This window comes from Pinibacter soli (genome assembly GCF_029961145.1).
In the GTDB taxonomy this organism is placed as follows: Bacteria; Bacteroidota; Bacteroidia; order Chitinophagales; family Chitinophagaceae; genus Pinibacter; species Pinibacter soli.
Genome location: NZ_JASBRG010000007.1, coordinates 2,775,905 through 2,792,286 on the forward strand (window position 1 = coordinate 2,775,905; position 16,382 = coordinate 2,792,286).

General features: G+C 40.5%; 14 protein-coding genes. 7 read left to right on the plus strand and 7 right to left on the minus strand.

The genetic code is table 11. The features are described 5' to 3' along the window. Positions 1-425 precede the first annotated feature (425 nt). The 4 genes from QJ048_RS21640 (at position 426) to QJ048_RS21655 (ending at position 6,189) form a co-directional block, all read left to right on the plus strand. Positions 426-1,043 (plus strand): DinB family protein, encoded by a 618-nt coding sequence (locus QJ048_RS21640; protein ID WP_282336522.1) that lies wholly within the window; start codon positions 426-428, stop codon positions 1,041-1,043. A gap of 268 nt (positions 1,044-1,311) precedes the next feature. Continuing rightward, positions 1,312-2,400: an AAA family ATPase gene (locus QJ048_RS21645; RefSeq protein ID WP_282336523.1), complete on the plus strand. Its 1,089-nt coding sequence runs from the start codon at positions 1,312-1,314 to the stop codon at positions 2,398-2,400. A gap of 245 nt (positions 2,401-2,645) precedes the next feature. Next, the gene (locus QJ048_RS21650; protein ID WP_282336524.1) at positions 2,646-5,420 is read left to right on the plus strand and encodes an outer membrane beta-barrel protein; all 2,775 of its coding nucleotides are present in this window, start codon (positions 2,646-2,648) and stop codon (positions 5,418-5,420) included. 10 nt (positions 5,421-5,430) lie between these two features. Further along, a complete protein-coding gene (locus QJ048_RS21655) occupies positions 5,431-6,189 on the plus strand; it encodes a GLPGLI family protein (RefSeq protein ID WP_282336525.1) in 759 nt (252 codons plus the stop codon). Between the two features lie 40 nt (positions 6,190-6,229). Here the strand turns inward: QJ048_RS21655 and QJ048_RS21660 are convergent, their stop codons facing one another. The 4 genes from QJ048_RS21660 to QJ048_RS21675 form a co-directional block, all read right to left on the minus strand. Beyond that, on the minus strand, positions 6,230-6,865 hold the full coding sequence (locus QJ048_RS21660) for a class I SAM-dependent methyltransferase (RefSeq protein ID WP_282336526.1): 636 nt from the start codon (positions 6,863-6,865) through the stop codon (positions 6,230-6,232). Positions 6,866-6,945: 80 nt separating this feature from the next. Continuing rightward, on the minus strand, positions 6,946-8,115 hold the full coding sequence (locus tag QJ048_RS21665; protein ID WP_282336527.1) for a glycoside hydrolase family 88 protein: 1,170 nt from the start codon (positions 8,113-8,115) through the stop codon (positions 6,946-6,948). A 97-nt stretch (positions 8,116-8,212) separates the two neighbouring features. Beyond that, complete coding sequence (locus tag QJ048_RS21670; protein WP_282336528.1) at positions 8,213-8,674, minus strand: DUF4268 domain-containing protein; 462 nt, start codon at positions 8,672-8,674, stop codon at positions 8,213-8,215. 150 nt (positions 8,675-8,824) lie between these two features. Beyond that, positions 8,825-8,950, minus strand: coding sequence for a hypothetical protein (locus tag QJ048_RS21675; RefSeq protein WP_282336529.1), 126 nt, complete (start codon positions 8,948-8,950; stop codon positions 8,825-8,827). Between the two features lie 227 nt (positions 8,951-9,177). Here QJ048_RS21675 and QJ048_RS21680 point away from each other — a divergent pair, with 227 nt between their 5' ends. The 3 genes from QJ048_RS21680 to QJ048_RS21690 all read left to right on the plus strand — a co-directional run bounded on the left by QJ048_RS21680 (position 9,178) and on the right by QJ048_RS21690 (position 11,528). Beyond that, complete coding sequence (locus tag QJ048_RS21680) at positions 9,178-10,107, plus strand: c-type cytochrome (protein ID WP_282336530.1); 930 nt, start codon at positions 9,178-9,180, stop codon at positions 10,105-10,107. A gap of 182 nt (positions 10,108-10,289) precedes the next feature. After that, positions 10,290-10,811 (plus strand): DinB family protein, encoded by a 522-nt coding sequence (locus QJ048_RS21685; protein ID WP_282336531.1) that lies wholly within the window; start codon positions 10,290-10,292, stop codon positions 10,809-10,811. Positions 10,812-10,850: 39 nt separating this feature from the next. After that, on the plus strand, positions 10,851-11,528 hold the full coding sequence (locus QJ048_RS21690) for a dihydrodipicolinate reductase C-terminal domain-containing protein (protein ID WP_282336532.1): 678 nt from the start codon (positions 10,851-10,853) through the stop codon (positions 11,526-11,528). Positions 11,529-11,585: 57 nt separating this feature from the next. Here the strand turns inward: QJ048_RS21690 and QJ048_RS21695 are convergent, their stop codons facing one another. The 3 genes from QJ048_RS21695 to QJ048_RS21705 all read right to left on the minus strand — a co-directional run bounded on the left by QJ048_RS21695 (position 11,586) and on the right by QJ048_RS21705 (position 15,944). Further along, entirely contained in the window at positions 11,586-13,532 is a 1,947-nt protein-coding gene (locus tag QJ048_RS21695; protein ID WP_282336533.1) for a hypothetical protein, read from the minus strand. Between the two features lie 109 nt (positions 13,533-13,641). Then, the gene (locus QJ048_RS21700; RefSeq protein ID WP_282336534.1) at positions 13,642-14,904 is read right to left on the minus strand and encodes a DUF2264 domain-containing protein; all 1,263 of its coding nucleotides are present in this window, start codon (positions 14,902-14,904) and stop codon (positions 13,642-13,644) included. A 17-nt stretch (positions 14,905-14,921) separates the two neighbouring features. Continuing rightward, positions 14,922-15,944: a glycoside hydrolase family 88/105 protein gene (locus QJ048_RS21705; RefSeq protein ID WP_282336535.1), complete on the minus strand. Its 1,023-nt coding sequence runs from the start codon at positions 15,942-15,944 to the stop codon at positions 14,922-14,924. Between the last annotated feature and the right edge of the window lie 438 nt (positions 15,945-16,382).

A 16,382-nucleotide genomic window follows, 5' to 3' on the forward strand; every position in this document is an offset into this window, starting at 1 on the left:
AATGCTGTAAACAAGTAGATAAAAAATACTAAGCATACAAAAGCCCCGCTCAACAACAGCGGGGCTTTTGATTTATAATCAATATGATATCACAACAATCGCATATTTCGATTTCGAAGCAGGTAGTGCGCAAGCAGCAGTACTGTTCTGTGCCTGTGTTTGGTAAGATGTGTACATATAATCGATCGGGAGATTAATTTCTCTTTTTGCAAAGTGCAAAAGCCCGGTCGGTTTCGAAAACTGACCGGGCTTTTTTGTTGCAGAATGGGTGGGCAAAAACGACAAATACGTGAATGGGGGAATGGTGAAACGTGAATGGGGCTGCGGAATAGTGGATGACGTGATTCACGACTAACGATTCACGATTGTCGATTCACAATTCACGATCAACAGTTGAAAAATTAAATTTTATGATAAACAATGTTATGAGCAGAATTAAGACAGAAATGTTCATCACATTCAATGAAGTGATGAAATGGTTCAATGCAGATGAGAAGTTGCTGCATTACAAACCCGCAGATGGTGGCTGGAGTATTGCCGAAATACTCGAACATGTTTCCCTGACTAATTTCTATTTGCTGATACTTATCCGAAAGGGTTCATTGAGGGCTTTGGAAAATTCAAGAGATAACAGCTATAAATCTCTGTTGGAAACGTATGAATTTGACTGGGACAAAATGCAACTGATCGGCATGCCGGATGCTTTTAACTGGAGCCATCCTGAACATATGGAGCCAACAAATAAAACAGCATTGATTGACGTTCGCAGAGCAATCAAACATCAATTAACACAATCTCTGTACTATCTGGATGAAATGAAAAACGGCGAAGGCATTATGCACAAAGCTCCGACGAGCGTTATCGGCATTGGAAAAATAGATGTGTATCACCACATTTACTTCCTGGTGCAACACGCGAAAAGACACTTGCTCCAAATAAAAGCAGCAAAGGAAGAGTTCGAAAGATCAAGGCAGTATAGCATTTCCAGCGATATTGTGAATGACATCTTGGAGAATAGATATGTCGCAGCAAATTTGAACTAGGTGCTGTTAGTTGATAGCTGTTGGTTGCCACGCTTTATGTACAAGCATTTCTGACAACCAGCAACTATCATTTAACAACCATTGATCAACAACTTCCATCTATAACTAATAACAAACAACTAACAACTCACTCCCATGCGTGTTCATGTAATGAAATAGCAACCAGGTGTAACGTCGCAAACGCCTTAGTTCTCCCAAAAGAGAAGGCTTTGTTGCGCGCCTAAAAAGATTATAAAATTTATAGAAAGTAGAATTATTTACAAATTACATGGACAATTTATTCAGTCAGAAAATTATAAACGCTGATAGCGTATTTGCAGACTCATTCCTTGATGCGAAGAAACTTTTTTTGCATTGCTTCAATGCATTACCAAGCCTCAACTTTATTTCCGGCATTAATGGAGAAAAAGCTTTTAAGCAAATCACTGAGAAGTACAAGCATCTTATCAAAGATATTCATCAGTACAAATATTATGCACCGAGAAAAAAGAATTATGAGTTTGATAAAACCATTGTAATTCTTACAAACAACTGCATACTTGAACTTGACGAAAACTATTCGGAAATCTTCTACGATGGGAAAGAACAAAATTTTGTTGACGAGATTACAGCTTTTATCAGGCAATTCAAAAGACGCCAACGAAAACAACCGCTGGAGATCAACCTTGTTGTTCACAACGGCAGAAAGATGGAATTGCAGTCAATGGAAATAAAGAAGACCAATCTTGATCTCGATCTTTTTTATGAAGACGATTTTAAGCCAATTGATGAAATCATCAGGACAAGGCTCACCAAAAAGGATGATAAAGGCATCGTGCTTTTACATGGTTTGCCCGGCGCCGGTAAGACAACTTACTTACGTTATCTCGTTGGTAAAATAAAAAAGCCTGTGTTGTTTTTGTCGCCAAATCTTGCAGGCGACCTGATGGATCCGTCTTTCATTGAATTGCTGATCGACAATCCCAACTCAGTATTGATTATTGAAGATGCAGAGAACATCATCATGGATAGAAAAACAAATAACAGCTCATCGGTTTCAAACCTTTTGAATATCTCCGATGGATTGCTGGCAGATTTTCTAAACGTCCAGATCATTTGCACATTCAACAGTTCACTTACGTTAGTTGACAGTGCATTGATGCGTAAAGGTAGATTAATTGCCAAATATGAATTTGGCAAATTAAGTGTTGTAAAAGCACAACGCCTTAGCGATCATCTTGGCCACAACAAAACTATAACTGCACCAATGACTGTTGCAGAAATTTCAAATCCGAACGATCAGCAATTTGAAAGCAAACGTGTAGAGATAGTGGGCTTTCGCAGAAATGCTGCACGGGAGGAGTTATTGATGTGCTAAGATTCGGCTCAATCAAACTTGACGTAATACCTGAATAACTGATTAACTGAATAACTGAGTGTTTGAATTTCAAAGAGACTTTCTATTTTAGAAACATTCAGTTAATTCAGTTAATCAGTTATTCAGTTGCCTGCTATCCAAAGTTCTCTTGTCTACCATGCGCATATCCTTTAACTTAAGTTTAGGATGGAGACTCTTTTTTGGCAATAAAAAAAATATTCTTTTTGTCCCCAACAAGACCTTCCATGAAACCCGTATTTGCCGTTATTACTCTATTCATCAGTGTCACGTGCATTGGACAAAAAGCCTCTATTAAAGGAACAGTAAGGGATACACTTAACAACAGTAATCTTTCAAACGCGGTTATCGCGTTATTACAATCAAAAGATTCTGTACTCTACAAATTTACTAGAACTAACGAAAGTGGTTCTTTTGAACTACATGATTTACTGAAAGGCGATTATTTGATAATGGTTACTTATCCAAAATTTGCCGATTACATCACGCCTGTTTTACTTGATAGCATTTCTTTAAAAGATCTTGGTAATATCAGTCTTACTACAAAAGCAAAATTGCTGGAGGAAGTAATTGTGAAGCAAAAAATAGCGGCCGTACGCATGCATGGCGATACGCTTGAATACAAGGCGGACAGTTTTAAAGTAAAACAAGGTGCCAACGTAGAAGAGCTGTTGAAACAATTGCCAGGCATTTCAGTAGACAAAGACGGGAAGATCACCGCGCAAGGAAAAACGGTTGAAAAAATATTAGTAGACGGTGATGAATTTTTCGGCGACGATCCTACAATTGCCACCCAAAATTTACAATCGGATGCTGTTGACAAAGTTCAGGTATTTGATAAAAAAAGCGACCAGGCAGCATTCACAGGCATTGATGATGGCAACAGCAAGAAGACGATTAATCTGAAGTTAAAAGAGGATAAAAAGAAGGGGTACTTTGGCAAGCTCGATCTTGGCGGCGGACCGGATGGAACGTATAATAACAGTGCCATGGCAAATCGTTTCCGTGCAAAACAAAAAATGTCGGCTTATGGCATCATGAGCAACGTAGGAACAACCGGTTTGAACTGGGACGAGAGAAATCAATACGGTAGTAGCAATGAAGGCGAATACAATGAAGACTTTGGCGGTATGGTGTTCTATGGCAGCGAGGATAACAGCCCCACGTTCAATGGCGAAGGACTTCCCAAAAGCTGGGCAGCCGGTGCAAACTATTCCGACAAGTTCAATGCAGACAAACAAACTTTGAATAGCAGTTATCGTTACAATAAACTAAACGTAGCATCAGAAAGTAATTCCCTTTCGCAATCAATTTTACCTGACACAACTTTTTTTACCAAAACAACCGAGAACGAGAACAATTCGCGTCAAAAACATTTTATCAGCGGCATTTACGATTATCAAATAGATTCCCAGCTTTCGGTTAAAGTGAATGTGAACGGCAGTGTCGGAAAATTTCAAAACGTTTCCAACATGACGAGCCGTACATATGACATACACGACAGCACAATCAATCAAAGCACTCAGGCCAACTCAGCAAATGGGGACAATCAAAAATGGACATCTAGTTTATTACTGAGAAAAAAGTTTGAGAAAGTTGGCCGCACACTTTCTTTGAATCTAAACGATCAATACAACACAGACAATTCTACAGGCTATCTAAATGCGCTCATTACCACATACGATCCTATTACAAGGGTACCGAAAGATTCTCTTACAGATCAAATGAAATTAACGGATACCAAAGTGAATGCATTTGGCGGGAAACTGAGCTACACCGAGCCTTTGAGTAAAAAAGTATTTGCTGAAATAAGTTATGGTTTAAGAATCAACAACAGTACGTCAGAAAGATTGTCTTACAATAAATCACCTAATGGAAAGTACGAGGTGTTGAGCCAGGCATTCAGCAACAGTTACAAATATGACGTCACAACCAACACTGCCGGCCTTTCTTTTAAATACAATTCAAAGAAAATTGTCGCTGGCATTGGAAGCGATCTCGCTTTTCAAAACTTCAATCAGGAGGATAAGGTAAACCATAGTTCCTTCGAAAGAAACTATGTGAACATGTTTCCCCGTGCAAATCTTAACTACAAATTCAACACTACTTCAAGCTTGAGCATAAACTATAACGGTGCCACCCGCCAGCCTTCCATTTACCAGATACAACCCGTTGCAAGCAACGACAACCCGCTGGTCATTTATGTAGGTAATCCGCTTCTAAAGCAACAGTTCACGCATACTATCAACTTTAACTACAACTCTTTTAAGGTAATGAAAGATTGCGGAATGTATATGTGGGGCAGCATTTCAGCTGTTGCAAATAACATTACCAGTACACAGTACACTGACCTTAGTACAGGTAAAACAATCTACCAGTACATCAATACCAATGGCAACATTAACGGTTATATGGGTGGTGCTTACTACAGAAGTTTTAAGAAAGCAAAGATGAATCTGAACTTGTCAGGGAGCATGAGCTACAACAAATACACAAGCTATATCAATCAGCAGGAAAACGTTACGAGGAGCTATTCGCCAAATGTCAGGATTAATGTTACCAAATACAAGGATCAGAAATGGACCGTTAGCTATAGTCCCGGGGTTACTTTCAATGGATCGCACTCTACAGTGAACACCGGTGTTAAGAATAATTACTGGAGCACTTCACAAAGCATTAGCGGTACAGTATATATAAAAAAGAAAGTGGAAATAGGAACAGATGTAACAGGTGAGTTCCGTCAAAAAACAGCAACATTTGACCAAAACAATAACGTCATTCTGTGGAACGGCTACCTCGGTTACAAATTGCTTAAAGAAGATAAAGCAATGATCAAATTTAGCGCCCACGACCTGCTGAATCAAAACAGGGGTTATTATCGTTATATCTCCAACTCAAACATTATGGAGAGAAACTACCAAACGATCAGTCGTTACTTCATGCTGAGCTTTGTGTGGAATTTTTCGAAAAGTGCCATGACAACACCAACCGCAAAACCTTAAACGATTTACTATGAAAATGCTTTTCACTCTTATTGTAATAGTTTCCAGTATAAGTCAAAGTTTCGCGCAGCAAATATTTGTTACACAGGGAAAAATTGAATTTGAAAAAAGGGTTAATCTTTATAAAATGTTAGATGCGACAGTTGATAACGACGAAGATTCAAGGTCATGGGTAGACGGATATAAAAAGAGTTTGCCCGATCACAAAAACTTCTATTTTGATCTTTACTTTAATGGCGACAAAACCCTGTACAAACCGGGACGCGAAGAAGTAAGCATTGGGCACATGCCTGACTGGCTGCTGCTTGCCAATGAAAACACTGTTTTTACGGATCTGGCAAAGAATCAAAGTGTAAGCCAAAAAAGTATTTATGAAGGCAATTATTTAATACAGGACAGCCTCAGAAAAGTAAATTGGAAAATCACTTCAGACACCAGGAACATTGCCGGGTTTGAGTGCCGCAAGGCCGTCGGCATAATCATGGATTCAGTGTATGTCATTGCATTTTATACAGACGAAATCATTACGCACGGCGGACCAGAGTCCTTTACTAATCTGCCGGGAATGATACTGGGCGTTGCCATTCCGCGACTCAATGTAACATGGTTCGCAACAAAACTGGAGCTGGTAGAAGTACCGCCGACGCAGTTGGTCGCACCGAAGAAGGGTAAAAAAGTTGACAACAAAGCTTTACAAACAATATTGAAGGAACATTTAGGAGAGCCTGGAAGCAAGGGCAATATATTTATTTGGAACGCATTTCTCTAGAGCCGTAATCCGCTACTGCTTATTCCGTATCAATTAAACCTTATCCTTTTTTTAAAACAAAAATGGAAACAAATGTTTTTTCGGGAACACTTATTTCCATTTCCTGCTGCATGGCTACCCATGGCAATAATTTACCAATAAATGATTTTGCCATTAACCTTTGAGGTGTAGATAAAATAATTGTTGTTCCACTGTTTATGAATCTTTCAACTACTTTATGAAGAATCGCAAATTCATGTGCATCATAATTTACATCGCTCATCAGCAAAACATCCGGGTGCAGGTCATCCGGTAAATGGTGCCAATTCAGTAAACGTGTATGAATGTTGTTGTACTCATTAATAGCAACTGATCTGTCAATTACGTCAATGGCATCCTGCAAATAATCGCTGCAACAAACATCGGCAGCATAAGCAGCAGTTAACAGGGAAGGCAAACCTAATCCGGCCGCCAGTTCCAACACCTTTCTGCCTTTCACTAGTAAGGTATGCGCACTGATGAAATTGCACATACCAATAGCCGCGGGCCATATTTTTGCCCAATAAGGAAAATGCGGCACTGCCGCATTCAACATACCTGCTTCATATTTCTGCTTTACATAGTCGTAGCCCGGAACATAAAGTTTGATGGCTACATCGCCAAACTCAATTATTTCTAAAGAAAGTTTACCCACCATAGCGCCCAATCATTTCGTGGCCACAAATATCCGCTTTCCTCCGCACAATCCCTGCCCGAATAAAATCAACAGCTGAGATGTTATCCGCGTGCCATAAGTTTCTTGTAACGTAGTAGCGCTTCTATGTAGTAATAGTCAGCGTAAATTATCGGAGTGTCAATTTCGCTTTTAGCAGGCTTGTGCCCGGTGCTGTGTTTAAGTATAAAATGCTGATTACCTTCTGTTGCGAAATATTCCGGACCGGAAAGGTTTTGCAAAACCTGCTCTGCAAAGTTTATGTAAGATTTGCTTTTGTCTTTCTTCACATATCCGCTTAATTCAAGTAGTGCAGAGGCAGCAACGGCAGCCGCAGACGCATCACGCACATCATTTGGAATTGACGGTGAATTAAAATCCCAGTAAGGAATTTTATCCGCAGGCAAAGTTGGATTGTTCATATAGAACGAGGCTATTTTTACCGCCTGGTCCAAATATTTTTTATCCTTTGTTTCCCTGTACATTACTGTGTAGCCGTAAAGCCCCCAGGCCTGTCCCCTCGCCCATGCTGAGCTATCTGCATAGCCTTGCGCTGTTTTTCTTGCCATCACATTTCCTACGCTGTCATAGCACACTACATGATAGCTGCTGTAATCTGGTCTGAAATGATTTTTCAATGTTTTGTCAGCATGTGAAATACAAATGTTATAGAACTTTTTATTGCCAGAAGTTTTTGCTGCCCAGAATAAAAATTCCAGGTTCATCATGTTATCGATGATCACCGGGTATTTGTAGCCATTGAAGTTGTTCCATGATTTGATAACACCCACTTTAGGATCGAATCTTGTCGATAAAGATTGGGCGCCATTCAGCATAACTGTTTTATAAGTTGGGTTATTCGTAAGGCGATAACCATTTCCGAACGGACAATACAGCATGAATCCTAAGTCGTGGGTTCCTTTGTTATATTGCTCTTTGGCAACCGCCATCGTCCATTTTTCGGCCGCACGTTTTAAGCTGTCATCTTTTGTTGCCTCAAACAAATACCACAACGAACCGCCAAAGAAACCACTGCACCACCAATCGCTTTTTCTTTTATACAAAGACCCATCCGGGCTGATTGATTGCGGAAACAGCGTGGTATCTGTACAAACAGCAAGCATCCCCTTATATTGATTCACACAAAGCTGGATCTGTTTGTCAACATCAACTTTTGGTTGCGCAATCGCCATTGCAGATACAAGTAAAAAAAATAAGACAAGCGTTCTTTTCATGAGTCCTGATATTTGGTTGTTTTAATGCCGCATTAAGAGTGGGCCAAGTTAGTATAAACAGTTTGAAATTAATGACGTAGCCCACTGTGACGTGGTTTTAACGTAGTGCCTCAAAAACATATTTCGCTGAAACCCAGAAGTCATCAAGTGCGAGAATGCGAGGTTTTAAAAAGGAAATAATTGCAGGCCAGTCTTCTTTTTTGAAAATATTTACCCCTTCGGTAAATGTGTAAATGCGGCATATGTAGCGCCCCGTTTCATCCTGTACATCTTTTTGCCAGATCCATTCTTCATTTAATGTTTCGTGAAGAACCGCTTTTAGTTGCTCGAATTGTTCAAAGTATAAGTGTTGAATACCATCGGAAGGATGAGCTATTTCAATACCAATAGAAGCCGTTTTATTGCCAGCATTCATCCTGAAGTAAATATTCTTTTCGCCAGTTTTATAGTTGATCCAATTCGCCTTTCCGCCATCGGCAGAAAGATGCAATGACATGTATTGTCCGAACGCAGTCCAGAATGCTTGTTTCAGTGAGGCGGCTTCTTGTTTGGTGTACATATTTCAAAGATAATAACAGGAGAGAAAGAACGCAGATTGTCATGATTTAATATGATTAGGATGATTTAAAATGTGAGATTTGAGATTAGGTGCCGCGGTCGAATTTTAAATCTCAAATCATATTAAATCATGACAATCTGCGTTCTATTCTTAGTTACATCCCACATGCCCCAAAAGCCAGTAAAGAATGATGAAAACAACGATTGTTCCCAAACAACCTCCGCCCCACTTATATGCGCCGTAACCGGCGAGTAATGTTCTTAGCCAGTCTCTCATAAAATTATTTTACGGAACCGTTTAAAAAATCATGCCATCTTAAACTACTCAATCTGCGTAGATGTTTGGGACGCAGCAGTTCAGCATTTTCAAATTTATATATTTCCATATTCCCAAATTTTCAGTTCATACGCCAGCTTCAACGATTCATCCCCTCTCTCATTGCATAGCCCTTTTACCATTTCTACTTTGTGGCGTGGTTCTACCAAACCTTACCACTCCTTGTTATGAGAAAGTTGAAAAAAATTTTAAAATGGACATTCATTGTGCTTCTAGTTATCGTTTCGGGCATTACAGTTACGGTGGCATCAAGACAAGACTTGCGATATGAGGCGCCTTATCCGGAGATCAAAGCCTCTGCTGATTCGGCAGTTATTGCCAGGGGAAAGCATTTGGTGTTCAGCTCTGCGCATTGTATCAATTGTCACAGCACCGCGAATGTTGACTCACTTTATGAGCTTGGCCAGGAAGTGCCACTTACAGGTGGCTTTAAGTTTGCCCTGCCATTGGGAACTGTATATTCTAAAAATATTACACCAGATAAAGAAACGGGCATAGGTAATTTTACAGATGGTGAAATAGCACGGGTATTGCGTTTTGGCGTGCATCCAAACGGTGCAGCGGTGTACGACTTCATGCCTTTTCACAATATGAGCGATGAAGATCTTACAGCAGTCATTTCCTATTTACGTGCACAAAAACCTGTAAGAAATCAGGTGCCTGAGAATGAACTGAATATAATGGGAAACATTGTGAAAGCGTTTTTGGTAAAACCAGTTGGCCCTACCGGTAATGTGCCTAAAACTGTGACAAAAGATACGACTGCTGCCTACGGAAAATATATTGCACTAAGTGTTGCAGAGTGCAATGGTTGTCACACACAAAGAGACCTTTCCGGAGCGTTCATTGGTGAGCCCTTTGGCGGTGGCGGTGAGGTGGAGGGCTTTATCACACCTAACCTTACACCCGATTCAACCGGCAGAATATTTAACTGGTCAAAGAAAAATTTTATTGATCGCTTTCGTATGGGCAAACTTATTCCTGGTAGCCCAATGCCGTGGAATTCATTTAAGCGCATGGACGATGACGAATTAACAGCGGTGTACAACTACCTTAAAACGCTGAAACCTGTAAAAACAACAACTATAAAAAAATAGGTTTCTCCGACACAGATTGGACTCCCGTTATGCGCATTTAATACCTGCACATAACGGGAGTTCTTTTTGCTTATTGATAAAGAAACGCAATGCTTATCTTTAAACTTGCACCAGGTTACCAACAATTGCTGCTGGTCATTTTTTGACAAAAATAAAACCTTGCAAAAAGCGCTTGCCACCTCATGCATATTGACGAGTTTAACCATATTATAGATTACTGGATCACCGAATTGAACCAATATACCTTCGAACAGATCTGTGCGAAACCTTCGGACAAAAGCTGGTCGCTTGGCCAGTTGTGTATGCACCTAATAGAAAACACAGACTACTACGCAAATCAAATCCTCATTTGTATAACGAACAATGATTTTATGAATGAAGAAGCTGCAGCGGCAGCAAAGAATATGTTCGATAACAATGATTTCCCCGATAAATTAATTGAGGGCCCTACAGCAAATGCGCTAACAATGCAACCCGCAAGTAAGGAGCAATTGCATACGGACATGCTCTCTCTAAGAATTAAAATGAATGAAGCGGCCGCTCTAATGGCGAAAAGCAATTATAAGGGAAAAACAAAGCATCCGGGATTGAATTACTTTAGTGCAGGAGATTGGCTGCAATTTGCAGAAATGCATTTCCGTCATCACCTCAGGCAGAAGACAAGGATTGATATTTTTCTAAAACAACTGAGTGCTAAGAGCTAATTTTGCAGATTACAACTCGATTCTATTCAAGAAAACAAAATGAAAATATTCATCGCAGGCTCAGGCAAATTGGCAAGCGCAATACTATCCGCATCAATATCATTTCCTTCATGTGAAGTACAAAAGTGGGAAACTGATTTTGCAACAACAAACGAAAAAGCGATTGTCGTTCACGCCGGTTCGGGCAGGCAATTGGACGAGTGCATTGCGTTTTGCAAAAAAACGGGATCCATCTTTGTGGAACTTTCAACGGGTCTTTCAACCGAAAATATGGAGGCGGACTTTACATTGATCGTCTGTCCAAATACTTCAATTTTATTATTGAAGACAATGAACATGCTGAAACTATATGGGCAGTATTTTTCAAAAGATAAAATTTCCATTATAGAATCTCATCAATCTGCGAAACAATCTGTTCCTGGTACGGCTTACAACTTTGCTAACTCATTGAACTTTCCTGCAAATGACATCCAGTCCATTAGAGATGCAGAGACCCAATTAAATGAAGTGGGCATATCTGCAGAATATCTTGGCAAACACGCCTATCACAAAATAATTATTGAAGATGGGCCCGACCAGGTAATCATTGAAACAAAAGTGCTCGGGCATGATTCATACGTCAATGGTGTCAAAAAAATTATCAATGCTGTTCTTTCAAATTCATTCGAGAAAAGAAAGTATAATGTATTGGAGCTGATTGATAGAAATATGCTGTAGATAGTTTCTACAGCATATCACAATAAGAACCGATAAAAACTTCTGCTCCATTCATCTTCATCTCGCAGTAATGCTGACCGTATTTTCTGAGAGCACAGCTCCTTGTTTCCATTCGTGTTTGCCTTGTATAGCATTTAAAACAAGCACATCTGTGTAGCGTGAGGCCTGCAGTTTAGTGGCTGCTTTATAAACAACGTTAGAAGGCGCCCCCATGTCAAAATTCAATTGATCTACTTTCACAGATTTTGCTACGGCCTGATAAATCTGTCCAGATGCCGCTTTTACATTGGATTCCTGCGAATCCAATTTTAGTGTTCTCGATCCTTTTTCATACACCCAGTTTGGGTTGTTGAGAATACCAAAAGACAGTGTCCCTACAGAATTAGTAGAGCAGTCTTTTAATGCCGTAAGTTTTTCACGGATCGTTAATTGTCCATCGGCATCTGATTCACATCTAATATCTGCTTGAATATATTTCCCATGCTGCACTACCATGTTTACGACGAAGCTGTTTTTTGTTTCTTTTACGTCGACAGATTTTAGTACAACACGCTGCAGTGTATCATTTACAGATATAGATCCGATGCCGTTTCGCTGATCAGGGGAAATAATATGATCTTTTGCGAGCGGCATTAACTGAATCATTATTTTTTCTCCCCAGGAAATACTATGGAATGCATTTTTCGTTCTGTTGATAAGAATCTTGCCATCAACAAAATAGTTGATCCCCGTTTTTTGCAAGGCAGGCCGTAATTCTTTTTGTGCAAACTGTAACTCCAGCCATGCTTGCGCCAACCAATAGCTTAAGTGTCCCTGGGCGGAAGGGAAATAGTTTTCGCCTGGTGCATAAATGGCTCCGTCTTGATTTCTTTGTTGCATTTTTTCTGCAGCTTCAAGCCCGCTCCTCAGAAAATAAACCGCCTCGGGGTCGTTAAATCTTGCTACGGCTGCTGCGTGTGCGGGCATCCAGTCGGCATTCCTGAATATTGCCCAATCCTGACCGTTCGGATAGCAGTAGCCGCCATCGGGTAAAAACAATCGCTTTTGATTGTTATAAATCTGAGGCAGATTGTATAAAAAAGCCTGAAGTGGTTTTCTTCCCGACAATAAATAATAGACGTCATTTTCTGCATTCTGAATCCAGGCACCCATATAATCAGGATGAACAATGTCGTGGTTCTCCAAAGTAAAATCGTTGTAAATATTGGCACCGTTAAATTGTTTTGATACAGGTACGTTGTCTACAATGGTGGTTGCAGTGGAATCGGTTGGACGCTGATAACTGGACATGGCCCATTTTTGCAGCGCTTTTTCCCATCTGGCATATCGTGAATCATTTGGCATTAGCAACAATGCTGAAGAAATCACCTGGCTGTCCCACGCATTTTCTTCTGATTTGCTATCTAATTTAAGCTGATGTGGAGGATTGTCGGCTGCGATCCTGTCTGCTTCATGTGCCACAACATTCCTTGCTCCTTTTTGAATATCAGCCGGCAGTTCATCCCATACATACCAGGCGGCATCTCCCATTAGGGAAGCCCAAAGTGCCGATTGCCAAGCATCTCCCCACGCTTTGCCGTCTTCTGTTTTTAAATCTCCTACTTTATGTGTACGCACCATATACCTGAGCATAGGAATAATTTCTTTCTGCAACATTTCTTTTTTTGATATTCCAACAGCGGTTTCATCATATTTTCCAAAACGGTACAGAAAAGACAAACTGGCTGCACAAGCAGCGTTTGGACGAATGAACGCTTCTGCTGATCCGCTTTTGGTGATTAGCTTCATAGAAGAATCGCCTTTCCAGTTTTGCATTTCGCCACGAAGGTGATGCACTTGCTTTTCAATTAGCAGGTAGATCCTGTCTCTCTCCTGCTGATACAGTGGATTTTCTTTTAAGTGACAGGGCAATACACCTGCATCGCCACTTAGCTCACTTTGTGCTTTTAGATTATAGGGCAATATTGTTCCTAAAAAAAGCAGGGTATATAGGAGTGTCTTCACTTGTATGTTCTTTTATAATGTTGCGTGCGATTAATATTTCATGCAATGGTTCACTTTCGAATCAACGATAGCAACTTGCAGTTCCCATAATCGATGAACTGTACGCATGCTAATAGTCTACATGATAATCCTTCTTAAAGGATTGACTGTTCCACGCCTTCTTCGAGGTCCAGTCAGCAGCGGGATCAGTCCAGAACTTATTATCAGCAGGTAAGCCAAGCGGTAAGAATCCTAAAGTAGCCATGTACAAACTTCCGGTTGAAGTATAGCTATCAGCAATCATAGGTTGCGAACCGCAGAAGCCCAATACCAGCCAGCCATTGCTGTCAAAGTTATTGCACTGGTCATACATGCGGTGCATTACTGCACTCACAGCGCAACGAACCTGTGCAGGCTGAATGTACTCCGGTAATTTTTCCATCAAAGCCACTTGGCCCAGCGCCTGGAACGCCGCTGTACGATAAGTGCTGGAACGACCAAATGCGGGATAAGTTCCTTCTGGACTGATAATCCGCTCCGAAAATTCTGAATAACGGATCATGCGTTTCAAAGCAAGGTCGTAGTCTTCTGCTTTAACTCTATTTTTTGCTAACAGCACTTTAAAAAAATCGACAAGCATAGGATGAATAACATAACTATTGTAGTAATCCATACTAAAGGAAGGTCCATCACTATACCATCCATCTCCTACATACCATTCTTTAATTTTATTTTGTGCGTATTGAATACGTACAGGATCAGCCTGCTCACCAATAGACATTAAGAAAGCTTCATTAATACCGGCAAATAGTAACCAGTTGTTATAAGCACCAGTCCTGGTACGTAAAGCTTTAAACTCTTCTGCTACTCTTCTCTTGGTTAGAGAATCCAAAGGCTCCCACAGGGCTTTAGGCGCTCTTAAAAATGCCTGTGCCATGTACGCCGCATCCACGATCGGCTGGCTCTCGGTTCTAAAATTCAAATAATCAGGGCTTGCCGGATCCACTGCATTAACGATACCTTTCAGTAGTGCTGAACGCAGTTCCTTACGCATCTTTCCTTCCTTTGTATCATCATCCGGTAACGCAAGCCAGGGTGCCACTCCAGCCATGGTGCGACCAACGGCTTCCAAATGAGTTACTTTCTTATAAAAATCGGGTTTTGCACCTGGCGGTACTTCAACAGGCATATTTTTCCTCAATGTATTATTGGCCAGGTTAAATATCACCGGCGAAGCCATTTTATACAACAAATTGCTCCAGTATTCGCGATCCTGCTGTCCGGTTGTTACGGCCGGCTTAGGTTCCTTATTCTTTTGTGCCGTTACATTAACGTGAAATATTCCACCCCACAAAAACAGGGTACATAAGACTAGCTTCAATTGTTTGTTCATCCTGGTATTGTTTTCAATTAGTGTTTGGCAGTAAGTTGAATCATTTCAGTGCCTGCCATTAAAAAAGCGCCTACTCCGTATACTGCGGTCATATCACGAGTAACCTTTCTTGGATCGGCACCAACAGGTTGTACCCAACATAATTTACCATCGGAGTCAACTGCATTTGCCAATGCCTGCCATCCTTTTTTAACTGCTGGTAAGAACTTCTTTTTATCAAGGTATCCATTGTTTACTCCCCAAGCCAAGGCATAGGTGTAGAGGCCAGTACAACTGGTTTCAGGATTGGGATAGCTATCAGGATCAAGGAGACTAGCATGCCAGTAACCCTCTTTGCCTTGTAGCGACGCAATTTTTGTTGCCATTTCAACAAACAACTCTTCATAAAACTTTTTGTTTTTGAAATCAGCAGGTAGTTCCTGGATGATCATCGGCAAACCGGCTAACACCCAGCCATTTCCTCTGCCCCAAAATACCTGTTGTCCGTTCGCTTCTTTCTTGTTGAAATACTCATCATCCCTGTAAAACAAATGCTCCTTCTTATCGTAGAGGTAATTATAGGTGTAATGGTATTCGCTATCGAGGAATTCCATGTATTGCTTTTTACCTGTAATAGTTGCCATTTTGGCCCACACAGGAGGCGCCATAAATAAGGCATCGCACCAGCTCCACCGTTCGGTGCAAAAACTATGCGGCTCAAAAGTGTGTTTAAGGCTTCGTGTAGAAGGATACATCAATATAAAATCAAAGTAATTCTCCATGGGGCGATACATGGCCTTATCGTTGAAGGCGCGATACATTTGCGCATACATCATCCCAACGGCGTAGTCATCTGCGTGATAACGTAAAAACGGATTGACCTCCAGGTTTTGAGCCCAATGTAATTTTTTTCCAACGCCTTTCAGCCAGTTAAAAGCTGTACTATCGCTGTTGCATTTTGCGTACTCCACCATACCATTGTATAAAACAGCATCTTCCCAATCGGCGGTTGTGTTGCCGGCATTCTTTTGTAACATTTGCCATTCGGCAACTTTCTGCATGATTTTTCTTATCGAGTCTTCCCTTATATATTCGGAAGACTGCCCATTCGCAGTTACTATACATGCAAACAAACAAAAAACGGCAGCCATCCTTTTTATGAAACCAGGTGAAGTTAATCTGGGGTTTGATAAACTTGTCATAGGCAATTTTCTACTCTTTTATTTTGTTGATAGGGCAATTACAACCTTTCGGTTCACGCTTAAAAGTACTTTATAGTGTTAATTAAAGTGCAAACAACCGTTTGCGTAAATAATTTTAATCAAACGGTTGCGTAACAAATGTGCGCTTTCCTTAACTAAGTTTGGTAAAAATGAGTATACCGTTCATGCGTACAGCGGGAACAAGGGGACCATTATTTCGTAAAACGTACGTAGTAAAGTATCAATAATGTAAACCAAGCTCTAGTTTGGAGCCTTTTAACCTCAATTAATTAAAAC

Bases quoted from the DNA above. Each gene is read 5' to 3' on its own strand.
- QJ048_RS21655 (WP_282336525.1), top strand. From the start codon at position 5,431: ATGAAAATGCTTTTCACTCTTATTGTAATAGTTTCCAGTATAAGTCAA.
- QJ048_RS21705 (WP_282336535.1), bottom strand. From the start codon at position 15,944: ATGCAGAAAGTTGCCGAATGGCAAATGTTACAAAAGAATGCCGGCAAC.
- QJ048_RS21650 (WP_282336524.1), top strand. From the start codon at position 2,646: ATGAAACCCGTATTTGCCGTTATTACTCTATTCATCAGTGTCACGTGC.
- QJ048_RS21685 (WP_282336531.1), top strand. From the start codon at position 10,290: ATGCATATTGACGAGTTTAACCATATTATAGATTACTGGATCACCGAA.
- QJ048_RS21645 (WP_282336523.1), top strand. From the start codon at position 1,312: ATGGACAATTTATTCAGTCAGAAAATTATAAACGCTGATAGCGTATTT.
- QJ048_RS21640 (WP_282336522.1), top strand. From the start codon at position 426: ATGAGCAGAATTAAGACAGAAATGTTCATCACATTCAATGAAGTGATG.
- QJ048_RS21660 (WP_282336526.1), bottom strand. From the start codon at position 6,865: ATGGTGGGTAAACTTTCTTTAGAAATAATTGAGTTTGGCGATGTAGCC.
- QJ048_RS21665 (WP_282336527.1), bottom strand. From the start codon at position 8,115: ATGAAAAGAACGCTTGTCTTATTTTTTTTACTTGTATCTGCAATGGCG.
- QJ048_RS21675 (WP_282336529.1), bottom strand. From the start codon at position 8,950: ATGAGAGACTGGCTAAGAACATTACTCGCCGGTTACGGCGCATATAAG.
- QJ048_RS21690 (WP_282336532.1), top strand. From the start codon at position 10,851: ATGAAAATATTCATCGCAGGCTCAGGCAAATTGGCAAGCGCAATACTA.
- QJ048_RS21700 (WP_282336534.1), bottom strand. From the start codon at position 14,904: ATGAACAAACAATTGAAGCTAGTCTTATGTACCCTGTTTTTGTGGGGT.
- QJ048_RS21670 (WP_282336528.1), bottom strand. From the start codon at position 8,674: ATGTACACCAAACAAGAAGCCGCCTCACTGAAACAAGCATTCTGGACT.
- QJ048_RS21680 (WP_282336530.1), top strand. From the start codon at position 9,178: ATGAGAAAGTTGAAAAAAATTTTAAAATGGACATTCATTGTGCTTCTA.